This window comes from Peptoniphilus grossensis (genome assembly GCF_001940285.1).
In the GTDB taxonomy this organism is placed as follows: domain Bacteria; phylum Bacillota; class Clostridia; order Tissierellales; family Peptoniphilaceae; genus Peptoniphilus_A; species Peptoniphilus_A faecalis.
In genome coordinates this window covers 20,960-41,863 of the sequence record NZ_MJIH01000008.1, presented here as the reverse complement: position 1 = coordinate 41,863, position 20,904 = coordinate 20,960, and the positions used below count along the sequence as shown (strand labels likewise).

Genomic DNA, 20,904 nt, shown 5'->3' with positions numbered 1-20,904 from the left:
CTAGTTTTCTAATTTTTATGACAAGTTCAAATGTAAACGCTATCCTTGATTCAGCCTGATTTAAGTGCATAATCTAGTGCATATCAAAATAAGCACAAAAAAGAGGACTAACCAAGGCTGGTCGCCCTAGCTAATCCTCTACTCTTTTTTGTTAGTAGATGCCTCTACCAGTTTTTATAATCAGTATCATCATATCTATCAATTAGTTTACATAGTAAATCATTGTATTCATCAGAATCCACTTCAAACTTCTTTAAATTTCTCAATATCTGTTTATTCTTTGCTCTCATATTACCAAGAGGTTCTTGCTTTTTGAAGAAATTAGATTCTTTTTTTATCTTTTTATACTTATTATATTTATGCTCATTAACATATTTTTCAGTATATCTATATTCTCCCTGACAATACATAAGATTTATGATTTCTTCTCCAAATTCTTTTTCTAATTTATATAAGATAAAATCATTTATTTCTTGATATTCATAAGGTGGTAAGAAAAATTTATCATCTTCATAAGAGAAGGTTCTTAATATCTTAGTCTTATCTTTATTATATATATAAATCTTCTTAATACGCTCTAAGATATATACACAATAGAAAGTATCTGGGTCGATTTGCATAATCCTTAAATCATTCATTGGATATATATTTTTAACCTCTTTTAAACCTGCCCTATCATAATAACCTAGACTTGTATATTCTTCTTCTTCGTCACAGTATATATATGCAGGTTTTAAGCTGATATATTCAATATATTTTTCAGGTCTTTTATAATAATTTAGAGTTTTACGGCTTCTGACTCCTCCACCTAGGATTGCTTTCTTTTTTTCTTTATGTTTAGCAATTCTATTCTTGTTATATTTCTTTCTATTTTTAGTCTTAATATTATCTAGTATCTGTCTTTCTTCTTCAAATTCTTCTAAAAGTTCGATGTCTTGCATAATTTTGCTCCTTTCTTATGTCTTGCTATTCTAGGTAATCCCTTGAAATTAGCCACTTATAATGAAAAAAGCTAGTTATAATTAACTAGCCCTTCATAATTTGACTGATTGTCTTATCCATATCGTTGGCAGTTTGATTAGCTTCCTTGTTATAAGCGTTAATTTTAAAAACCATAGCACCTATAAGAGCTATACCAAATATTATTGCCATTATTATTTTTGTTTTGTAATTCACCATCATTTTGATTTCCTCCTATTTCTTGATAATCTATAAAAGGTAATCTAAGGCAATTTTTCAAATATAAAAAGGACTTAGCCTAAGCCAAGTCCTCTATTTTTTAATAATTAACATTTGGAAGGGTAAATAACATTGAGATAAACTCTGCTCTGGTTATATATCCCTTTGCCTTAAAGGTGTTATCTGGATAACCCTTAATACTTCCAAAGGCTACAAGTTTTTCTACTGAGTTAGCAAATTTAATATCTTCTTTGTCTTTAAATGTTAAAGACTTGTTAGTTTCATTAAAAAGGAAAGTTTTTTCTAACAATAGGGCAACTTCTTCTCTAGTAATCTTTTCATCTAAGTTACCTTCATTGATTAGGTTAGCTGGCACCCTACCCAACACAAAATCTACCTCTTCATTACCCCAATTAGTTTTATTAAAGGCTACATTTGTTCTAATAGTAGGTTTAATATAAGCTTGATTCATATTTTCAGCGTATCTACCTATAAAGGCAATTGCTTCTCTTTTAGTCATGTTATTGTCGGGTTTAAAAGTAGAGTCTGGATAGCCAGCTATGACACCCTTAGACACTAACGCTATAATCTTATCTTTTGCCCAATGCTTGTTAATATCTGTAAACATATTGATAGCGTTTTGGTAAGAAATTGCTTTTAAACCTACTTTTTTAACATTGACAGTAAATTTTCTATTATCTTTAATATCTACTAAGGTTAATTTATATTCTTTAGTTTTATCAAAATTAAATTTATAGTCTAATAAATAGTAGTTTTTATCATACTCAATATAGAATCTGTTTATATCAGCTTTATCTTTATTTTTAAATAAGTCATAACCAGTAAATTCATTTTTAGTAATTTCTACATTATCTTTTATTTCGTATTTATAATCTTTGTTGATTTTGTCTAAAACTAAAATAGTAAAATCAACTGTCTTATTGCTATCTTCTTTAGAAACATTAACCTTATATGAACCAACTTCGTCAAACTTTACAGAACTTGGCTCTTTAATAATAGTGTCGTTTATTGCAAATTCAAGTTCTCTTGAATTAAAGGAATCCCATGTTGATGTTAATAAAGATTTAAAGTTTTGGTAAAGGTCAATAGTTGAGTTTTTTCTAACAACTAATAGATCTTTCTTAGAATATCTGTCGTATTCATAATCGTTGTAATCTCTACCATTTTTTAGATTTAATAGAATATCTTTTACATATTCTGGAGCTTTGCCTACATTTAAAATAAAATTATCTTCGTTGATTCTAAATTCATAGGGCTTTGTATTTCCCTTATTATCAACAATCACGATTTGAACCCTTGAAGGAATGTCAACAGGAATCCTATAATCATTCTTATCTAATCTATCATATTTATTAAAATTATATTTTGTAAATAACTTGCTAAAATCTCCATTTTGACTGGAATTGTCCTTTTTATATGAGTATCCATACCCACAATCAGCAGAAATTGGTTTGAAATCTTTCTCATAAGAATATTTCCAGTATAGTGGAGTATTGGCAAGGGTAGACTTGTCTGGAAGGTTAATTACAATACCACCTTGAACTACATAAGCATAATTTATCTTTAATTCTTCTTTTGTTTCTTCTGGCTTCTTTACATCTGGCAGATTTTTTTTAATATTAAAAGTAGTTTTGTTAATATAATCTAGTTTTTTTGTTTCAGTATTTACTAGATATACTTCTACCTCAATATTTCCTTGATAATCTTTAGCTTTATCTATAACTAAAATTTTTAAATTATCTTTTAAGTCAATATAGTTAATAGTTTTTGTTTTTAGATTATCGCCTTTGATATTTAAAACCAATCCACTTCCTACGGATTCCTCTAATTTTGGAACTGTAAGAAATAGTCTATTATCTTCTTCTATTAGCTTAATATTTTTACTAACTTCCTTAACTTTGCTTAAATCTACTCCAGCTTCTTTAAAACTTTCAATTTTAATATCCTTTCTAATAAAATCGTCTAAGGTTTTTGGAGATTGAGCGTAGGTTAAGATTGGGGTAAAACTTGTTGCTAAGCAAGTTACAGCTAATAATTTTGTTAAATTCTTCTTTTGCATATAAGTTCCTCCTATAAAAATTTCGTTATGCTACTAAAGAGATATTTCCCTTCGTATCTTTTATAGTAATCCATTCAAAAAAGTAAAATATAGAAAAATATTGCTATTTTTAGCTATTTGTAATATTCTTGTAATAATCGCCTAAGCCAAGTACCGATAAAAAAGGTTCTGTAAGTTAATTTGTAGGGCGTAAGTAATTCTGCCCTTTTTATGATTTATATTGGCAGATAGTTAGATTATTTTTAGAATTCTGCTGTTTTAAACTTATGTTCTTGCAGCTAGGAACATATCCTTTTAAAAAATCCCTACCAATGAGATTCAAAAAAGAAAAAGACCAGCTGATTTATTTCTAAATCAACTAGTCTTCATATTTCTTTTTTGCAGTATTTGCCTCTATTTACTTGTAATATAATCTGATATTTTTTGAGCCAATACTGGTCTTTTTAATATTAAGTTAAGTTCTCTGGATTCTCCCGATTGTTCAACTCCAATTAACGACCCTGGACCTCTAAGTTCTAGGTCGGCTTTTGCTATTTCAAAACCATTAGTAGTTTTTTCCATAATTCTCAATCTGTCGGTTTCAGAATCGGATATTAATAGACAATATGATTGATACTTACCTCTACCTACTCTACCCCTTAACTGATGAAGTTGAGCAAGACCAAATCTCTCAGCGTTAACTATCATTATTATACTTGCATTAGGTACATTTACCCCAACTTCAACGATTGTTGTTGATATCAAGACGTCAGCATTTCCAGAAGAAAACTTCTCTAGTCCTTCTTTAATTTCCTTTGCCTTCATTTTTCCGTTAATCGTTTCAAATGTGTATTGTAAATTATTTTCTTCTAAATATAATTCAAACTCTCTTTGGATTTCTTCAACTGACATAGCTTTGAAATCCTCATTGGTATCTATTAAAGGACAAATTATATATGCCTGTCTACCCTTTGCAATCTCACTACATACCCCCTCAAACCCTTGCCTTAAATTACTAATCACATGAGTCTCAACTGGTTTTCTACCAGTAGGCATTTGAGTTATATTATATACTTTCATTTTTCTGCCATAGGAAACTAACGCAAGGGAACGAGGGATAGGTGTTGCTGACATAGTAATTGAGTGTACATTAGGGTATTGCTTTGTAATAGATTCTCTTTGAGACACCCCAAATCTATGTTCTTCATCAATTACTACAAGCCCTAGACTTTTACACTCAAGACCAGAAAATGCTGAATGTGTTGCAATTAATATATCTATACTTCCGTCTTTTAATCCTTCTTCTAATCTACGTTTTTCTCTAGTTTTGGTGTTAGAGTCTAAATAAAAACAATTATATCCGTATTTTTCGTATTCTTTAATATCTAAATAATGTTGATAAGCTAGGGTCTGCGTAGGTGCTACTATTATTGTCTGGTAATTATTATCTGCCAGTATAAAGGCTAGTAAAAATGCAACTATGGTTTTTCCAGAACCTACATCACCCTGAATTAAAGCTCTAAGTTTCTTGCCTTTTTGCATATCTTTATATAAGCTATTTACTGTGCTTAGTTGATCTTCAGTTAGAGTGTAGGGTAAATCTTTAATAATCTTTCTTATATTTTTAGACTTTTCTATCTTTATATTAGTGCTTTCGTCTTTTGTATAACTTTTGTTAAGCAAGCTATAATAATTGTATAAAATATTAAAAGTTAATCTTTCTTGAGCTTGTTCAACTTCAGAGAAATCTTTGGGTCTGTGTAGACTTGTATAGGCTTTCTTTGTTGAAATTAAGTTGAAATCTTGCATTACTTTTTTAGGTATTTCTTCGTTATTGTATAATTTCAAAGCCTTGTCTATACAATCTAACAAGTATTTATCAGACATTCCCTTTATCTTACTATATTTGGCTATTATTCTTTGGATACTTGTATTAGATGAATATTCGGTAAATGGGGGGTTGACAATGTTTAGTTTATTTGTATAAGAGTTTACAGATGCCTTACCCCCAATGAGATACACATTGCCCACTTCTAGCTTTTTTAATAAATAATCCATATGAAAATAAACTACTTCAAGGGTTGAAGGTGGGAGGTAGTTGGGGGAGAAAGTTTTATCATTATCGTCAAAATAGCATTTAAAAAATTTATCCCTTACCTCTATATGTTGGAGTTTAGCCTTTATTAAAACTTCTTCTCCGATATAACTATTATTTAAATTTGAGATTTTAGTTATTTGTCTGAAATCTTTATATTCTTTTGGAAGATAATTCAGCAAATCTTCAATAGAGTAAATATTCTTTTGGTGAAATTGATTTATCTTTGCCTTTGGTATATTAAGTAATTCTAATTTCAAATTAATACTCCTTTCTACAATATGTAGACTTCCCTATTAGAAAATCTTGTCAATCGCCATTAATTGATTAAAGGTCATAAATTTAGTCTTTTCAATGACTTTATCTAACACTTGTACCTCCTTATTAGATAACAGAGATTTCCTACCAATTACCTTTAGATTGACGTAGAACCCCTTTGTCCCGAAGTTTAATACTTTTTCAGATATTTCAAGTTGAGGGTCATTTACCATTACATTGATGACATCAAAGGTAAGTATATTGAATCTATCGTTGATCCATTCGATATTGGTAATTTGTCTACCTAATTTTTCTTTTGCAAACATGTCGGCAAGATACACAAGTTTACTCATTCTTATGAGCGTAATCCCCTCGTTTCCATTGTCTAAAATATAATGAACTATATCTCTTATTTTCTTTTGTTCTTCTGTAAATTTTTCTAAGTTTTTGTAATACATAACTGCCTCCTATTTTTTAATTATCGCTTTATACAGTAATCGCTAGAATACTAGTTAATATCTAGCATTTACTGGTAAAAAGAAAAATATATGGTCAGTTAATCTGGAGGCTTATTATTTTAACTTTCCTTTTTTTACTTGTATTGGGTAGACCACAGCTTGTGAAAATATTTAAGATGTTTTTATGACAGGCTGAGTTTTTATTAATTTTACAAACAAGTCAGATGTTTTAACTTTAAGATTAATTTTATTTATTTTATTAATCTCACCCCAAAAAAAGACTAACTAAATCTTTTCTAAATTTAGCCAGTCCTTATATATGTTATTAATCTTTGTGTAAATTATCTAATTCTTCATCTTTCTTATTTAGTAACAATTTTATTATTATATAAATTAAGATTATCAAAATAAAGATTATAACTATTATTAGTATTAAGTATAGAGTTCTGTTGTCTTTGGCATCGTTAAAGTCTTTTGTGTTTTCGTTATCTAAAATATTCTTTTCAAGCTGCTTATTTCCGTTCTTAATAATCTCTAATATACTTTTATTTTCTTCATCGCTTAGATTGGTTCTTTCTCCAAAGTACAATAATCTCTCTGTATTTATCAAATAAGGAGTACATGTCAGTAAAGTGATTTTATCTTTATCTTCTTCTAGAGTTAACAGAGTCCCGTCATCTGGTTGTATAACTGCATGATTAAATATCTTGTATTTTAACAATTCTTCATTTGTATAAATATATACTGAGTCATTCATTTCTAGCTTATCTAAATATCTAAACAACTTAGCATTATGTGTCCCTCTATGCCCCGTTATAACTGAATTTGACCCCACTCCACCTGGTAGCGATGTTTTTTCCATTATTCCTACACCTTTAGACAATATTTCATCGCTAGTTCCAAAATAAATTGGGATTATTTCAGAAATACGGGGAATATATAAAATGCCAATTATATTATTATTATTTTCGCTAGTATGCTGAGGCTCGGTTGTGGGGGCAAAGCTTTCTTTTACTTTTTTATTATAAGATTCTTTTTTCTTTCTAAGCTCTTCTAATTCTTCTTCAGTATACTGTGATTTCACATAAGTAGTAACTGATTTCATATTTAACCTATGTAGCTGTATCCTAGAGGCGATTAGGTAGATTACTGGCATTAAGGCTAGTACAAGAAAAATATAAGATAAAGTTTTGTATATGTTTTTTTCTTCACAATTTTCCTCCTTTACATTATTCGTATTTCTGTAATCATAAAAATTTAACCTAATATTCTCTAGTATTACTAATCTCCCTACCTTCACTCTCTCTCATCAGTCCCTTATAGATTCCATGAGGACTTTGAAGTTTTTAGGAAGTTGATAAAACTATATTTCCTTTAAACCGAGCCTTAAACTCATATAATACAGAGATTTAAGTATATTTGTATCAAAGTAAGCTGATCCCGACTAATCTATTTTGATTAACAATAGAACTACATCTACTATAAAACAAGTTCCTTGTTTTAGATTTTATATCTATTGTTTATTGTATTAAATAATTTTTGGTTTGTTTTATTCAATGTTTAGGGCCTTGTATTGAATATTTTTTTAATATAATACTAAATGTCTTTGATTTATAACACTAAAATAGCCTCGACTTTTAATCAAAGCTCCAACTTCAAGATCTGTCAAGATCTAAGTAGTGAATTAACTGATTCAAGCCAAGGCTATTTTTATAAAAATATATTACTCTTTTTCTTTATAATCAAAGGCAAATTTTATAATCTCTTCTGCCTTTTGAAGTGCCTCCGTGTAGACCTGAAGTGGGAGTCGGAGATTAGGGCTTAGGTAGAGTGGTGTTTTATATTTTCTTTATAGAAATTAAAGTGAGACATTACGAGTTTCCTAGTTTCTGATTTATTTATAGATATTACCTATTATTGAGGGATTTCAATGGTTCCATCTTTATTCATTTGTTCTCCAGTCACGAATGAAGCTGATTGTATGTTATCTGCTATTTTCTTTGGTGTCTTAATATTAACGTCTAGTATTAATCTTTCAAAGCAGTTTCTAGTGTTTCTAAATACAATTCTCTTAATTGTTCTATTATTAATTTCGGTTTTTTTATCTTTCGTTTGAGCAACTGAATCTAGTAGAGTATTTACAATTATATCTGCTTTTTCTCCGTTTTCAAATTCTACATAAATAGGTTCAAAGTATGCAGCATCAGAGCTAGTAGCTCCCATATCTTCTAGGAAAACAATATTTGGCATTTTAATATTCATATATCCTTGAGATACCCCAGCGATTGTGAATTTTGGATTGTATAATCTTGATCCATTATAAATTATCATATCGTTTTTCATGTCGTCACGGACATATTTTTGAGAACCAATTTCTTGACTTGTTACGTTAATTAAACTTGGGTCATTTCTGTCAAATTTGTAAAATTCTCCTAAGTTAGTCACTTTAAATGGTTGAATTTGTGTTGGCTTATTTAAAGATTGTCTATCTTTTTCAATTATTTCATTGATTTTTACGCCTTCTCTTTGGTAGAAGTTTAGGGGTTTTAGTTCTTTTGCAAAAACAAGGCTGGGCGTTAATGTTGCAGTGATAAGTCCTATTATTAATATTTTTTTAAATTTATTATTCATAATTTTCCTCCTATAAAAATATAACCATATTTAGTAATCGTGAAAAATAACTTACTTATTTCTATCTTTAATATAACAATCTCTGGACAAAAAACAAGTTTACTCAATTATTATGTAAAGGACTCCTAAGAGTCCTTTTTGTTATTTATTTTTCTTTTTATTTATTACAAATAATCCTATTCCAACTATTGAGACAAGTATATAAGGGTAAATGCTTAGAGTCCCAGTTTCAGGAAGGTTGTTTGTTGAACGGTAATTTTTAATTATTATTTCTTCACCAGTGTATTCTTTAATATTAACAAGTTTTATATCTCTATTTATACTGTAATTTTCTATTGATTTAGTTTCTAAAATTACTACATCAGACTTAATTTTTTTAAATACTGCAAGTCCTTGATCACTTGTTGTTATTGATTCTAATGGCTTTTCTTTAATATATCTTTCATAAGTTTGGTCTCCATCAAGCTTCTTATAGATAGATATTGTAACTCCTTGAAGTGGAGAATTGTTTTCATTAATTTTCTTAACTGTAATATCCTTTGCAATTAATTCTTTTGCATAATAAACATTAATTACATTATTAGTTGCAGTTACAGTAAAAGGTAGTTTTTTATCCATATTCTCAAATTTAATTAGATTTCTAACATTTTCTGGATAGTCCTTAAATATTGTATTAATATCTTGATTTACTATTGTTACAGTAGGATTTTCGTTAGGAACCATTTTGTTTTCTGTCAATACTAATTTATTTTCCTTACCTTCTTCTTGTAGCCAGTAGTTTACTTTATAGTTTATTCCCTTAACTTCTTTAGCAGTGTAGTATAAGTCAACTACTATTAAATTATTTTTATCTAATGAGATTTGAGGCTTATATTCGTTTAAACCCCATCTTTTTAGTTTTTCATTATCTTTTATTAAATTATATTTAAGTTTATATTTTTCCCCCTTATATTCTGTTTCAAATATTTTATCTAGTTCAGCAATTTTATCAATATCAATAATCTGACTATGATACCCCTTGTGGATCTCTTCATTTCGAAATTTATATCCAATTATTGGTCCGTAAATTCTTGATTCATATTTTTGTAATTTTTCATTAGGAGCAACTTCGAATCTTCTTATCTGATAATTTGCATAAATTGGCTTGTAGTAGATATTTTTAACCACATTTTTCTCTTTACCTATTGTTATTGATTTATCTTGCCCCTCTATTGGTACGAAGAAATTAGAACTAGGATAATTTATATTAATGACTTCTCCTTCTTTTACATTATCTATAAATATAGGGTTAGGACTTATGTCTGGGACATAGCTTGTAGTATCTTCTACATAATAATTAATAGTGAGTGTTTTATTTGTACTAACTTTTTCTGGCTTGTAATAGAAGATTATAACATTTACATTATCTACATCAGCTAGAGTTATCTTTTGTTCGCTTGGACCTTGAAGAGTATAATCCTGAATCTCTATTGCCTTTTCAGTAACTTGTTCTGAATATTTACCATCTCCAAATTTTGAATCTGCCAGTTGTCTATCTGTTCCTTCTTCGAGATATCTAACTTCATATTTTGCAGGCTTTCTAATATTCACAAAAATATTGTTTTCTGGATTATTTGGATCATATTGTATTGCTAACTTTTTAGCTGTATATCCATAAGGCACTTTAGTTTCCTTAATCATAATTTCTTTATAAGTTCCACCAATATTATAAGTTAAATATCCAAATTCATCAGGAGTTTGTGGATTTGGGAGATAGTGTTTTTCTACATACTCATTATTTTCAACTTTTTTTCTAATTTCTTGGTTTTCTAAGAATGTTGTAGCATATAGATATGCAGCTGGTTTTTGTCGTCTATTTTTAATCCAATTAGGATCATTTGCATATTTTTTTATTTCTTCTAATACATCTTTATTAGCAGAAATCCCTAAAAATGCTGCATAATAGTTGTTAGCTTGTTGACTATCTATCTTTTCCATTGTATATTTACTTAAAACAAGATTATTTAATTGAGTTTTTATACTCTCAATATCTTTCTCCATAGCATAGTTGTTTACTAAGTTTAGTAGATAATCTTCTTTAGGCATAGTATTTGGATTAAATATAAAAGTTCCTTTAATTCTTATGAAGTACTTGCCATTTTCTTGTTTTTGTTCAACTGTAATGTTTTGAGCATCAACTTGGCTAGCAGACTTAATATTTTTTTCAAAGTCAGCCCCATTTTTTAAAGTGTGAACTCCGCCAGTCCTGTAATTAATATCGTATCTTTTGATATTTTGCCAATCGTTAAAAGCTTTAATATTATCGGCTACTTTTTTATCAGTCCCCACATCAATCCACTGACTCTGTTGTTCAATTGCAATATTCCCATTAGAAAGAGTTGTAAATGAATCGCTATTATAATTTTTATAACTTCCGTCTGGTTGTTGTATTGCTACAAGCCTAATAACTGACATTACTTGTTTAAAAGTGTTATCGAATGATGTTATTTTTTCTTCTGTTAAATAATATGCAGTAAATTCAGAAGGTGCTAATAATGGGTTCCATTTACCTGTATCGTCTACCTTTTTGACTTTGATAGTATTTACTTCCTTGCAAGCATCTTTTATATCTATTGTATAAGTGTCTGTATCTTGGATATTATTCACATTTCCTCCAGTAATTGAAATCATAACTGGTTTAGTGTTGAAATATCCGTACCCATCATCCACTGTTCCATTATAGTTATAATATTTATTAACACTAAAAGCATTGGGTCTTATAGATTTAATATTTGTTCCCACAAAAACACAAGTCAAGAAATTATGGGCAAATGCCTTATTATTAATTTTATTCATTGAAGCAAGAGGTCTTAAATCTAAGTCTTTTAGCCTATTTGCACTAGCATCAATAGACTTAATTTTTGGAAGGTCGTCTTTAAATTGGATACTTGCCATAATTGACGCAGACAAATCTAATAGTTCAAGGTTAGGTAAATTTTCTATAACTAGGTTCCATGGAGCTGGAGCTATAAATTTTTCTTGCTCTTCTCCGTTTAATATATCATAGTCGAGTATGTTACTACCGTAGGGGCTTCTTATATCATTATGAAATATTCTATCCTTACCATCTCTTCCCGTAGAAATCAATTCTGTTTCATCATAGGCAAATTTTTTTCTATATTCCATTAAAATTTTAGAAATTTCAATATAAAGTTGTGACCCTATAGTATTACTATAAAACGCAGGAATATGACCATACCTTATAATTTCATTTACTCTTTTAAGTTCTGAAGAATCCCATTCAAGTTCATTTGGTGATATATAATTTACTAATTTATCTTTAAAATACATATTAAATATTTCGACTTCATTATTTGTTGATAAAAATACACCTGTTGGATAGACACGAGGATATCTATAATTTGGAGTTCCAAAATATCGCAAAGAAGGTAAATTTCTTAATACAATGTTTTTTTCTCTAGGCGTGTCATAAAAAGCAGCTGCTCCGACCCCCTCAAGAAGTGGTAAATTTTCTAAAGAAATGTCTTGTTTAGTTTTATTGAGAGGAAATGAAAAAGCCTGTCCTCCTATATATTTTAAATTAGTCATATTTCTTAAATTTAGTATAAAATTACTTCTTAAACCTATATGTTCATAATATTTATCTTCGCTATATCTATGATCCATTCTCACACTTGTGAACCTTGAATCTGTGGTAAAAGCCCCCTCACCTATATATTCAATATTCTCACCTTGACCCTTTTTAAATAGTTCAATCTTGCTATTTGGGCTGAAGGCTAGTTTAAAAGTATGAGGACCAATGGCTTTTAAAGTGTTATCTACATTGAAGTCAGTAAAAGTAGAATTAATTTTACCAGAAATTACCTCTATATTTGAAATATTAAGAACTCCAGTTGTCAACCCAACAAATCTCACAAAGCTTAAATTTTTAGCTGATATATTTAAGTTAATATTATATGGATCAGCTGTATTTACTTCATTAGCTTTTATATGTTCGTTCGGTCCATAATAATTTCCCAAGTCTATGTTCGCATAAATTAAATTATCAGAATTTAAATTAATATTTCTAATTTTGTTTAAATTATGAAGGCTAAAATTTTCATAATATTCTTTACTGTATCCATAATTATCTGGTTTTTCAACTCTTATGTCTAATATAGCTATATTATCTGGTATGGTTAAATTTTCTATGTTATTAAAACTATAACGTAAATCAAGAAATTTTTTTGATAATGATGCTTCCATAGTCCCTTGTTTTATATTTATTCCCATGCTTCTAAATTTATCAATTATTAATTGACTAATAGGCCTTAATGTAAAAATATTTTCATCAGATACATTCTTAAACATATTTTCACTATCAATTTCTTTAGCTGCATAGAAAGTGCTTCTAAGATATATATTTCTATTTTCAATTGGAGTTTCTTCTTTTTCTTCTTCTATTGCTAAGTTAGAAAAAATATCCTTGATATTTCTATGCTTAAAGTTAAATAGATCTATAAGCATTTCATAGAAAGGGTCGAACTCATAACTAGGTTGATAATCTTTTAAATTTTTATGGGTTTTTAGATATTCTTCTTGATCTAGTCTTGCTCTATCTAAACCAAATTCAGCATTATCTCTTAAAAGTTTAGTCATGTCCTCTAATGTTATAGTTTCATAATTAGCAATAAAATATAATAATAATTCCCTATTTATATCTTGAGCTTGATCCATAGGAATCATCATATCTACATTTTCAAGAGCTTTATTCTTTAGATTAGATTTATTTAAATTTTCCTTTTCTAATTGATCTTTTAATTTATTTAAAAGCTCTTTATCTAATTTTGCTTTTTCTTCTTTATTTACTCCGATTTCTTCTTTTGGTAAAACAACTTCTTCGACTTTATTTTTCTCTGGTTCTTTAATTTTTTCTTCTTTAGGTTTTATGGTTTCCCTTTTCCCCTCATGTTCTGTTACTTCTTTTTCTTCTATTTTAACTTCAGTTTTTTCTTTCGGTTCTATTTTTTTATCTTCTTCCCCAGTAGGATCTATAATAGTCACCTTATCTTCCGAAGGTTCTTCTATTTTTATCTTGTCTTTTTCTTTATCGGTTTCTTTCTCTGGTTTTTCTTCTGTCTTGTCGATAATTTTTACTTCATCTTTTTTATTCGCTTCTTCTATTGGTATACTTTCGCTAACTTCTTTAGCTAAGACTGAGCCAGTTGGTAAAAGTATAGGCAATATCATAAGTAATACTAACAGAAAACTCATTATTCTTTTAAATCTACTCAACTTAATCCCTCCTTTAAGTTGCAAGTTTTAAGCTCTTGCTAGTTGAGAAAAATAGGATTTGTTTTACATTTATATTAATAGTAATCTCAAAAATCTTATATAATATCTAAAGAAAAAGAACTAGCCTTTAAGCTAGTTTCTTCTTCAAAATATTTCCCAATTGTTTAGATAAATCCTTTTTATCAATGGGAACTCTAGTTTCTACGACCTCCCAGTCTTTAACTGATAAATCATAAAATAGTTTTGAATAATTAGTTGTTACATAAAGCCTATTATGTTTTTGTTTTAATCCTTCTACTTCAAATTCTTTAATCCATTGTTTAGCTGAAAGTATTTTTTGTTTTGGAAAATCTATATCTTCTTTAACAAAAATTTCCTTATTAGGACTTTCTTCTAAAGCCTTATCTTCAAGCATTTTCATAAAAACCTTATAGGTTGCTTTGACATCATCTAAGGCCCTGTGAGCATTAGTCATTTCTATGCCAAGATAGTCACAAATATCTCTTAACTTATGAGAAGGTATAGGATATAGATTACGGGAAATACACAATGTGTCGATTACAGGATTTGTAGGATATAGACAAGTCTTTTCGGCATAATATTTTATAAAAGTATCCCAATCGAACTTAGAATTATGAGCTACTAAAGTAGAATCACCTACAAATTCAAGAAAATCACTTATATGTCTTGTGTATCTTCCCTTCTTGTAAACCATAGGATAGTTTATACCAGTAAGAGCTGTTATCTTCTTTGGTATAGCTATTTGTGGGTCTACAAACCTCTCAAAAACATCAACAATCTCACCATTTTCAACCTTGACTGCACCAATCTCTGTTATATAACCCCCAGTAAAAGGTGAAAAACCAGTAGTTTCAAGGTCAAAGATGACAAAAGAAGATGAGTTCCTTGCCCTAAAGGCATTGTCACTAAACTTCTTTGAAGTGAGAGTATGACTTGGATTTATTTGACTATAAAAGGGTTCCATTAATTCAATTTTATTTTGCATTTGATAATCCTCCTTATATTTTTTAAAGCCTATTTTTTATCTTCATATATATAAGTAATCATTAGTATCTTAGTAAATATAAATCGACATAAGTTTAGTTACATATAGCCTCTACCAAGAAAAAAGATAGGCAGACTCGGATATTTTTAAATAGGCTTATTAAAACTATCTTTTTTCTCAGTAAATGTAATCTTACAAACAAGTCTTAATGTAATCGTTATCCCTAATAGCATAGAAAAAGCTAGGCTTTCACCTAGCTCTTAATATTAATTATTGTCTAAATAGTTCTCATCTATAAAGGCTTGATCTTCACCCTTTCTATGACGAGTCTTTCTTGCATTTTTACGATCTTGATTTATTTCATAATTTCGTCTATTTTCAGCTGTTTCAGCAGCAGCATTTTGTTCATTTTGTAAATCTCTAAGTTCTTCACCAGACATATTAAAGGCTGAAGGATTACTCTTATATTCATCTTCAACAACCCTATCAATATTTTGATTAAATCTACTTTCGGGTTTTGAAGGATCATAGGTTACACCAGAACCATAATCGACCTTTTGAGGATTTCTGCCAACTAGTCGTTTGCCTACTCCCCCAGTCATCCTAGTAACAGATGTGTTTTCGTGAAGGGCAGAATAAGTTGCAAGAGCAGCCATACCAGTTCCAGCAGTTATTGTAGCTCGACCTATGCCAGAGGCTACACTACCTGCAACCCTACCTATACCTCCAACCACCCTATTATCCTTAATATCTCCTATAACCTTGCCTCCATGTTCCTTAACACTAGATAATCTTTCTCTAAAAGTAGGAGAAGTGGAGCTAGATGTAGGTTCAGATATAGAATCTCCACCAACAGAATTACCACCTACAGAACTTCCCTTAACACTTCCAAGGGTAGAATTGTTGGATTTAGGGTTGGCAGACATTGGGTTACTTCCTGCCTTACTCATACCTGCAATAACCCCAACAGCAGTTCCTAAACCAGCACTAAGTCCTCCTGAACCTCCACTAGATGTACCAGAGGAACCAGACTTAGTTGAATTTAGGTTAGAAGTTGGGTTGGTTGTAGAGCCATTAACACCTGAGTTAGCAATATTTGGATTAATTGTAGTTCCAGATGACTTGTCTGTTGATATATCTCCAGCACTACTTGGATTGATTGTATCAGAAGGATTGGCTCCAGATGAGTTAGCTTGACCATAACCTACTGATGTTCCACCAGTAGCACTAGATCCAAGCCCACTAGATATATTGGCAGAATTTCCAACAGACCCTGCAAGCTTGTTGCTACCCCTACTTAAAGCTGATCCTAAACCACCCAATTTACCCCCTGCTAAACCTCCAATAGCTCCACCTATAGCTCCTCCTGTAAAGGCTATACTTGAGCCAGCTAACTTGCCTGAAAGTTGTTCAGTTAAACTTCCATCTGTGCCTATCATCAGGCTTTGTAGGAATCTAGTCATTGGTATTAAGGCAAAGGAAACAACTAGGATTTCTATTGGTCTTGAATTACCTTGAAGTCTTAAAAATAAGGCTAGGATAATAGCGTGGAAGGATTGGATAAAGACATTAGATATTAATTCTCTAAGCCAAGTGTAGAATATCCTCTTATAAGCATCTCCAAAGGCAATAGAAATAATAAATAATGGACTAGCTGCAATTAGGAAGGTTACCATAAGACCCCTAAAGATATAATAGAAGTTAAAATAAACTTCAATTATTAAATAAAAGAGTCCTAAGAATACAGATCCTATTAAACCAGTATTCCCTGCTCCTGAATATAGGGCAGATTGAGGTGGGCTGACAGCATAGAAGATGTCTACTATCCTATTATTCAACCTAAATATAACAGAAAAGAAGATGACACAACCACCTAGTAAAAATATAGCCGTTATTAAGTCCTTCATTCCGTTTATTAGGCTAAGCCTTCTAGTTACATTTATAGTAGATAGGGTCTTGTTTAAGAGCATATTTACCATAGCTATACCCGATAAGGATAAGGCAACTCCTAGACAGATAACAAACATAATCTTGGCAACTGAAAACCAACCACTTGGCATAATACCAAAAACATACATAGGGTTAGCTCTCAAACCTTGGTTATAGACAAGTTCATCCATAGAATATAGACCAAAGACTGAACGCACACCATCAGATAGTTCTGCAAAGAACTCTCCAATCTTTTGTGTTAGGATAGATTGCTTTTGTAATTCAGCTATATCCTTATAAAAAGCGTTCTTAACCTTGGCATTATACATACCTTGAACCATAATTGTCTTTAAAGTTATATTATCTATATCATCTGAAAACTCTGGATGATATAAAACTGATTTCTTGCCATTTTCTAATTTTTCACTTTTATAACCCTTGGCAAGTCTATAGGGTAATTTGTTTACTTCATTTCCCTTAGTCAAGATAATGTAATTCTTATCATTTGTATAGGAAATGCTATATCCATTTGAACCTTGATTATTTAAAAGACGCTCTGAAGCCTCATATAACTCCTCTTTACTTGTAAAAGGCTTATCGCCATTTAGTTTGTAGAGGACTGTGTTTAATGAGGGTAGGAGGGTATTATTAATCAAGAAAGCCCTGTTGGCATCTTCAGCATTGGCATGATTTGGCATTTTATCATCAATTTGCTTTGAAGGGAAGGTAAAGATCATAGAGGATTTTCCATTGTTATCTTTATCTAAGTCTTTCAAAAAGCTATCACTAAGACCCAAGCTACCATCTTTTAACTTGTCTGGATTCCACATCATAGCTTCTAAGTGGGCTGATTCTGGACTGAGTAAACTATCTCTCTTTGTCAAATTACTTAAATATTTGCCAACCTTATCCCTTGAAACCGAGCCTGTGTAGGTGAAGTTACCGTCATCTATTAGTACATATAAAAAATATGCGTTGTGGGCTTGGGTAGATAAGGGTGTAAGCATTGGAAAAACAGTTAAGACTAATAAAAAGAGAGCAAGTATTTTTACGGATAATTTATTCTTTTGCAAACTATTCACGCTCCTTACATCTACTGGAAAAAAAGAAGGCTTTTTTAATATTTGGCTAGGCTATATTGCCTTCCTGCCTTCTTTTTCTGGTACTTGTTCTTATTTTTTTAGATGGTCTGGCACTATTAAATCATACTCATAGCTAAAGGCTATGGATTCAATCTTAGCTGATTCTTGACCTGTTTTAATAATTGCCTCCCCTACCCTTGCCGTTAAGAGGGCTTGACTTTCCCCGTCAGATAGGGCAAAAACATCCTTAACTGCATCTATATCTACTTGCTTTTGTTTTAACAAGATATTTAAAGATGTATTAGTTAAAACTGCCCTACCTAAACTAGAATCTCTAAATTCATTAAAGGATTGAGAGGCTATAATTAGACCTGCATTTCTCTTTCTAATTCTTCTTGAAGCCTTGTCTAAGAAGGCAGCCGTATATTGAGAACCTGGTAAGGCTGAAGAAACAAGTTGCCAAGCCTCATCTACTAAGACCATTTTTCTTTGGTCTGGGTTCTTCTTAACAAATTTTTCCCATACCCAAGATAAACATTGATACATACCTATTGGTCTTAGGGTACCTTCTTCTAGGTTACCAACATCAAAGGTAATAACTGGTGAATTTTTAAAGTTTATATCAACATTAGTCTGGTCATCAAAGATTCCATAAACTTCGCCTTTTTTAAACATCTTTAAGGCATTTAAGATAGGGATTAAAACTTGATAATCTGGGTCTTGAGTTTTTTCAGCTATAAGATTCCACAAGTCAGTCAAAGTAGGCATAGTTTTTCTTTCTCCCTTATAAAAGAACTGACCAGTATTTTCATCATAGCTTTTCTCGTTAGTATAAAGACTATCTGGGTTGTCATTTATACCAAACTTTTCATAAAGTTCCCTAATACTAATAGCTAATAGGGATTCTTGTTCTCTTGATAGGTCTTTAACCATTACACCAATAAGATTAGTAATATCTGCGACCTTTTCATTTAAGTTTACACTTTTTACTACTGTTCCATTGGCTAGGGTATCTTCTTCTTCCTCAAGGTCGAAGGGATTAATCCTAGTAGGTGAATTTGCTCCTAGGTTTATAACTGTTCCTCCGATTTGTCTAGTCATAGCTATATATTCAGACTCTGGGTCTATAATAACTGTATTTACTCCATTTAAGGCAAGCCTCATAGTTAATAGGGAGGTTAAGAAGGTCTTGCCTGAACCTGACATACCAAAAACTGAAACATTGTTGTTTGGTAGATAATCCCTATTAAAGGGGTCTATAAACACAGGTGTATTACTAGGCTTATTCAGTCCTATAAATACTCCATTAGGATGAGAAATCTCTGCGTTATAAAATGGAAAACAAGAAGTCAAGGCTCCTGCTGAAAAGTTTCGATAGGGGTCATTGGAATAGCAAGCCCCAAAAGGTAAACAAGATAAATATGATTTGTCTTGTTGTAAGAAGTTTGGCAAAATCTCAGTATTTCTGGACTTCATAAAATTTGTAATAGTTTGAGATTCTTTTTCTAATTCGTCTACATCATTACAATATAAATTGGTGTAAATCTTTGTATAAAATAACTTTTCAGAGTTTTGTTCCATAGAGGCTCTAAGGGCTATAGAGTCATCTAACTTCTTTTGTAGAGAAGTGATATTCTTATTGATACCTTTTTCTTCTTCAATCCTTAATTGAGTTTGGAATTGAGTAATCTTCTTAGAAATTTCTTCTATGGCATCTCTTTCATCTGAAGGTTCTATAAATAAGGAAACATCGGCATCTTTCTTGTAGTTATATAGGTGGTCTAGCCAACCTACTCTTACAGTTGAAGGATAGCCATGTATGAAAAAACTTTTGATATATTTATTGCCGACTTTTATATAATCGGGATTTGACTTATCAACTGGTACAGCTAACAAGTCTTTTAGCGTTCTTGTACCACCCTTAATAGTTTTATCTTGTTCGACTATTTTAGGGCTTTGGCTTACTTCTTCCTTGACCTTTTTCTTTTTTTCTTTATCTTTTTTCTTAAATATCTTCACGTTTTACACCTCTTGAACTATCCTCTCTAAGAGCCTTAATCTTAGCTATTTTGTCTATCACTAGAGAACGATCATCTATTTGGCTTGCAAGTTTTGCTTGTGCCTCATAAAGAATTAAGTCGATAACTTCATCTGCATTTAATTCATCTTCTCTTAAAATATCTTCTCCCCTTACAAGAGTTTGTAAGTAAGAGCCATTAGTAATATTTTCAACATTTTCATAGCCATCTCTATGGAAAATAGCGTAATTCATTTCAACAATATCATTAGTTCCTAATCTCTTTGTCCTTAAACCAATGCCGTGTAGACCATTTCTAATAAGTCCACATCTATTTTCTAGTTCTTTTTCGATGTATTCTCTTTTTTCTGAATCAGATAGTTTTGTTAGGCTATAGGCATCATCATAGGGAATAATGATATATTTCTTCTTTTGTAGGTTGTTATTAATAATATTTGGTAGTTCTATCATTGAATTTAAGTATTTTTGAGCATAGTCACCTAGTTGTGGAAACTGCTCTACTGATTTGTTAATCATTTTTTCTGTGGCTATGACTCTTTGTTTGTTATCTAAGACTCTTGTTTGTATATGAATTTGGATAGGAAAAATAAGAGAAGTCAAAAATCTTCTAAACATTAACTCGATGTTGTCTTGTTCAGCACCAGATAATAAATCATAGTTTAAAGATTGTACTTCAATTACTGCCCTATACTTGTCATTACCAAGGTCGATTACACCATTTTTAATAGTATCAAAAGGTAAAGCGTCTTGAGCATTGTCTACTTCCTTATCCATTGTGGTTACAGTATTCTTAGGATCTGTTTTCTTTATGACAGACAAGGCTGCAAATATGCCACCACCTAGGATAACTAAAAATATTAATATAATAAGTAATTTTATAATCATAAAAACTCTC

Annotated in this window: 12 protein-coding genes; all 12 read right to left on the bottom strand. The window is 30.4% G+C overall.

Going from position 1 to position 20,904, the window contains the following annotated elements; all coding sequences use genetic code 11:
• Positions 1-164: 164 nt before the first annotated feature.
• The 12 genes from BIV18_RS09875 to BIV18_RS09825 all read right to left on the bottom strand — a co-directional run bounded on the left by BIV18_RS09875 (position 165) and on the right by BIV18_RS09825 (position 20,894).
• Positions 165-941 (bottom strand): hypothetical protein, encoded by a 777-nt coding sequence (locus BIV18_RS09875; RefSeq protein ID WP_075660456.1) that lies wholly within the window; start codon positions 939-941, stop codon positions 165-167.
• Positions 942-1,026: 85 nt separating this feature from the next.
• Entirely contained in the window at positions 1,027-1,182 is a 156-nt protein-coding gene (locus BIV18_RS10715; RefSeq protein WP_178385804.1) for a hypothetical protein, read from the bottom strand.
• 97 nt (positions 1,183-1,279) lie between these two features.
• Positions 1,280-3,259 (bottom strand): S-layer homology domain-containing protein, encoded by a 1,980-nt coding sequence (locus tag BIV18_RS09870; protein ID WP_075660455.1) that lies wholly within the window; start codon positions 3,257-3,259, stop codon positions 1,280-1,282.
• A gap of 393 nt (positions 3,260-3,652) precedes the next feature.
• A complete protein-coding gene (locus BIV18_RS09865) occupies positions 3,653-5,593 on the bottom strand; it encodes an ATP-dependent DNA helicase RecG (protein WP_075660454.1) in 1,941 nt (646 codons plus the stop codon).
• Positions 5,594-5,629: 36 nt separating this feature from the next.
• Positions 5,630-6,049: a type II toxin-antitoxin system antitoxin SocA domain-containing protein gene (locus BIV18_RS09860; protein WP_075660453.1), complete on the bottom strand. Its 420-nt coding sequence runs from the start codon at positions 6,047-6,049 to the stop codon at positions 5,630-5,632.
• 325 nt (positions 6,050-6,374) lie between these two features.
• A complete protein-coding gene (locus BIV18_RS09855; RefSeq protein WP_075660452.1) occupies positions 6,375-7,349 on the bottom strand; it encodes a class C sortase in 975 nt (324 codons plus the stop codon).
• A 614-nt stretch (positions 7,350-7,963) separates the two neighbouring features.
• Positions 7,964-8,680, bottom strand: a complete 717-nt coding sequence (locus BIV18_RS09850; protein WP_075660451.1) for a hypothetical protein — start codon at positions 8,678-8,680, stop codon at positions 7,964-7,966.
• A 141-nt stretch (positions 8,681-8,821) separates the two neighbouring features.
• On the bottom strand, positions 8,822-13,954 hold the full coding sequence (locus BIV18_RS10595) for a prealbumin-like fold domain-containing protein (RefSeq protein WP_144015234.1): 5,133 nt from the start codon (positions 13,952-13,954) through the stop codon (positions 8,822-8,824).
• A 127-nt stretch (positions 13,955-14,081) separates the two neighbouring features.
• The gene (locus tag BIV18_RS09840; RefSeq protein ID WP_075660450.1) at positions 14,082-14,960 is read right to left on the bottom strand and encodes a 3'-5' exonuclease; all 879 of its coding nucleotides are present in this window, start codon (positions 14,958-14,960) and stop codon (positions 14,082-14,084) included.
• 266 nt (positions 14,961-15,226) lie between these two features.
• The gene (locus BIV18_RS09835; RefSeq protein ID WP_075660449.1) at positions 15,227-17,962 is read right to left on the bottom strand and encodes a dermokine domain-containing protein; all 2,736 of its coding nucleotides are present in this window, start codon (positions 17,960-17,962) and stop codon (positions 15,227-15,229) included.
• 99 nt (positions 17,963-18,061) lie between these two features.
• Positions 18,062-19,990: a VirB4 family type IV secretion system protein gene (locus BIV18_RS09830; protein WP_083635596.1), complete on the bottom strand. Its 1,929-nt coding sequence runs from the start codon at positions 19,988-19,990 to the stop codon at positions 18,062-18,064.
• A complete protein-coding gene (locus tag BIV18_RS09825) occupies positions 19,977-20,894 on the bottom strand; it encodes a TraC-like domain-containing protein (RefSeq protein ID WP_075660448.1) in 918 nt (305 codons plus the stop codon). The genes BIV18_RS09830 and BIV18_RS09825 overlap by 14 nt, the downstream gene beginning before the upstream one ends.
• Positions 20,895-20,904 lie beyond the last annotated feature (10 nt).

Bases quoted from the DNA above. Each gene is read 5' to 3' on its own strand.
- BIV18_RS09875 (WP_075660456.1), bottom strand. From the start codon at position 941: ATGCAAGACATCGAACTTTTAGAAGAATTTGAAGAAGAAAGACAGATA.
- BIV18_RS10715 (WP_178385804.1), bottom strand. From the start codon at position 1,182: ATGATGGTGAATTACAAAACAAAAATAATAATGGCAATAATATTTGGT.
- BIV18_RS09870 (WP_075660455.1), bottom strand. From the start codon at position 3,259: ATGCAAAAGAAGAATTTAACAAAATTATTAGCTGTAACTTGCTTAGCA.
- BIV18_RS09860 (WP_075660453.1), bottom strand. From the start codon at position 6,049: ATGTATTACAAAAACTTAGAAAAATTTACAGAAGAACAAAAGAAAATA.
- BIV18_RS09850 (WP_075660451.1), bottom strand. From the start codon at position 8,680: ATGAATAATAAATTTAAAAAAATATTAATAATAGGACTTATCACTGCA.
- BIV18_RS09840 (WP_075660450.1), bottom strand. From the start codon at position 14,960: ATGCAAAATAAAATTGAATTAATGGAACCCTTTTATAGTCAAATAAAT.
- BIV18_RS09825 (WP_075660448.1), bottom strand. From the start codon at position 20,894: ATGATTATAAAATTACTTATTATATTAATATTTTTAGTTATCCTAGGT.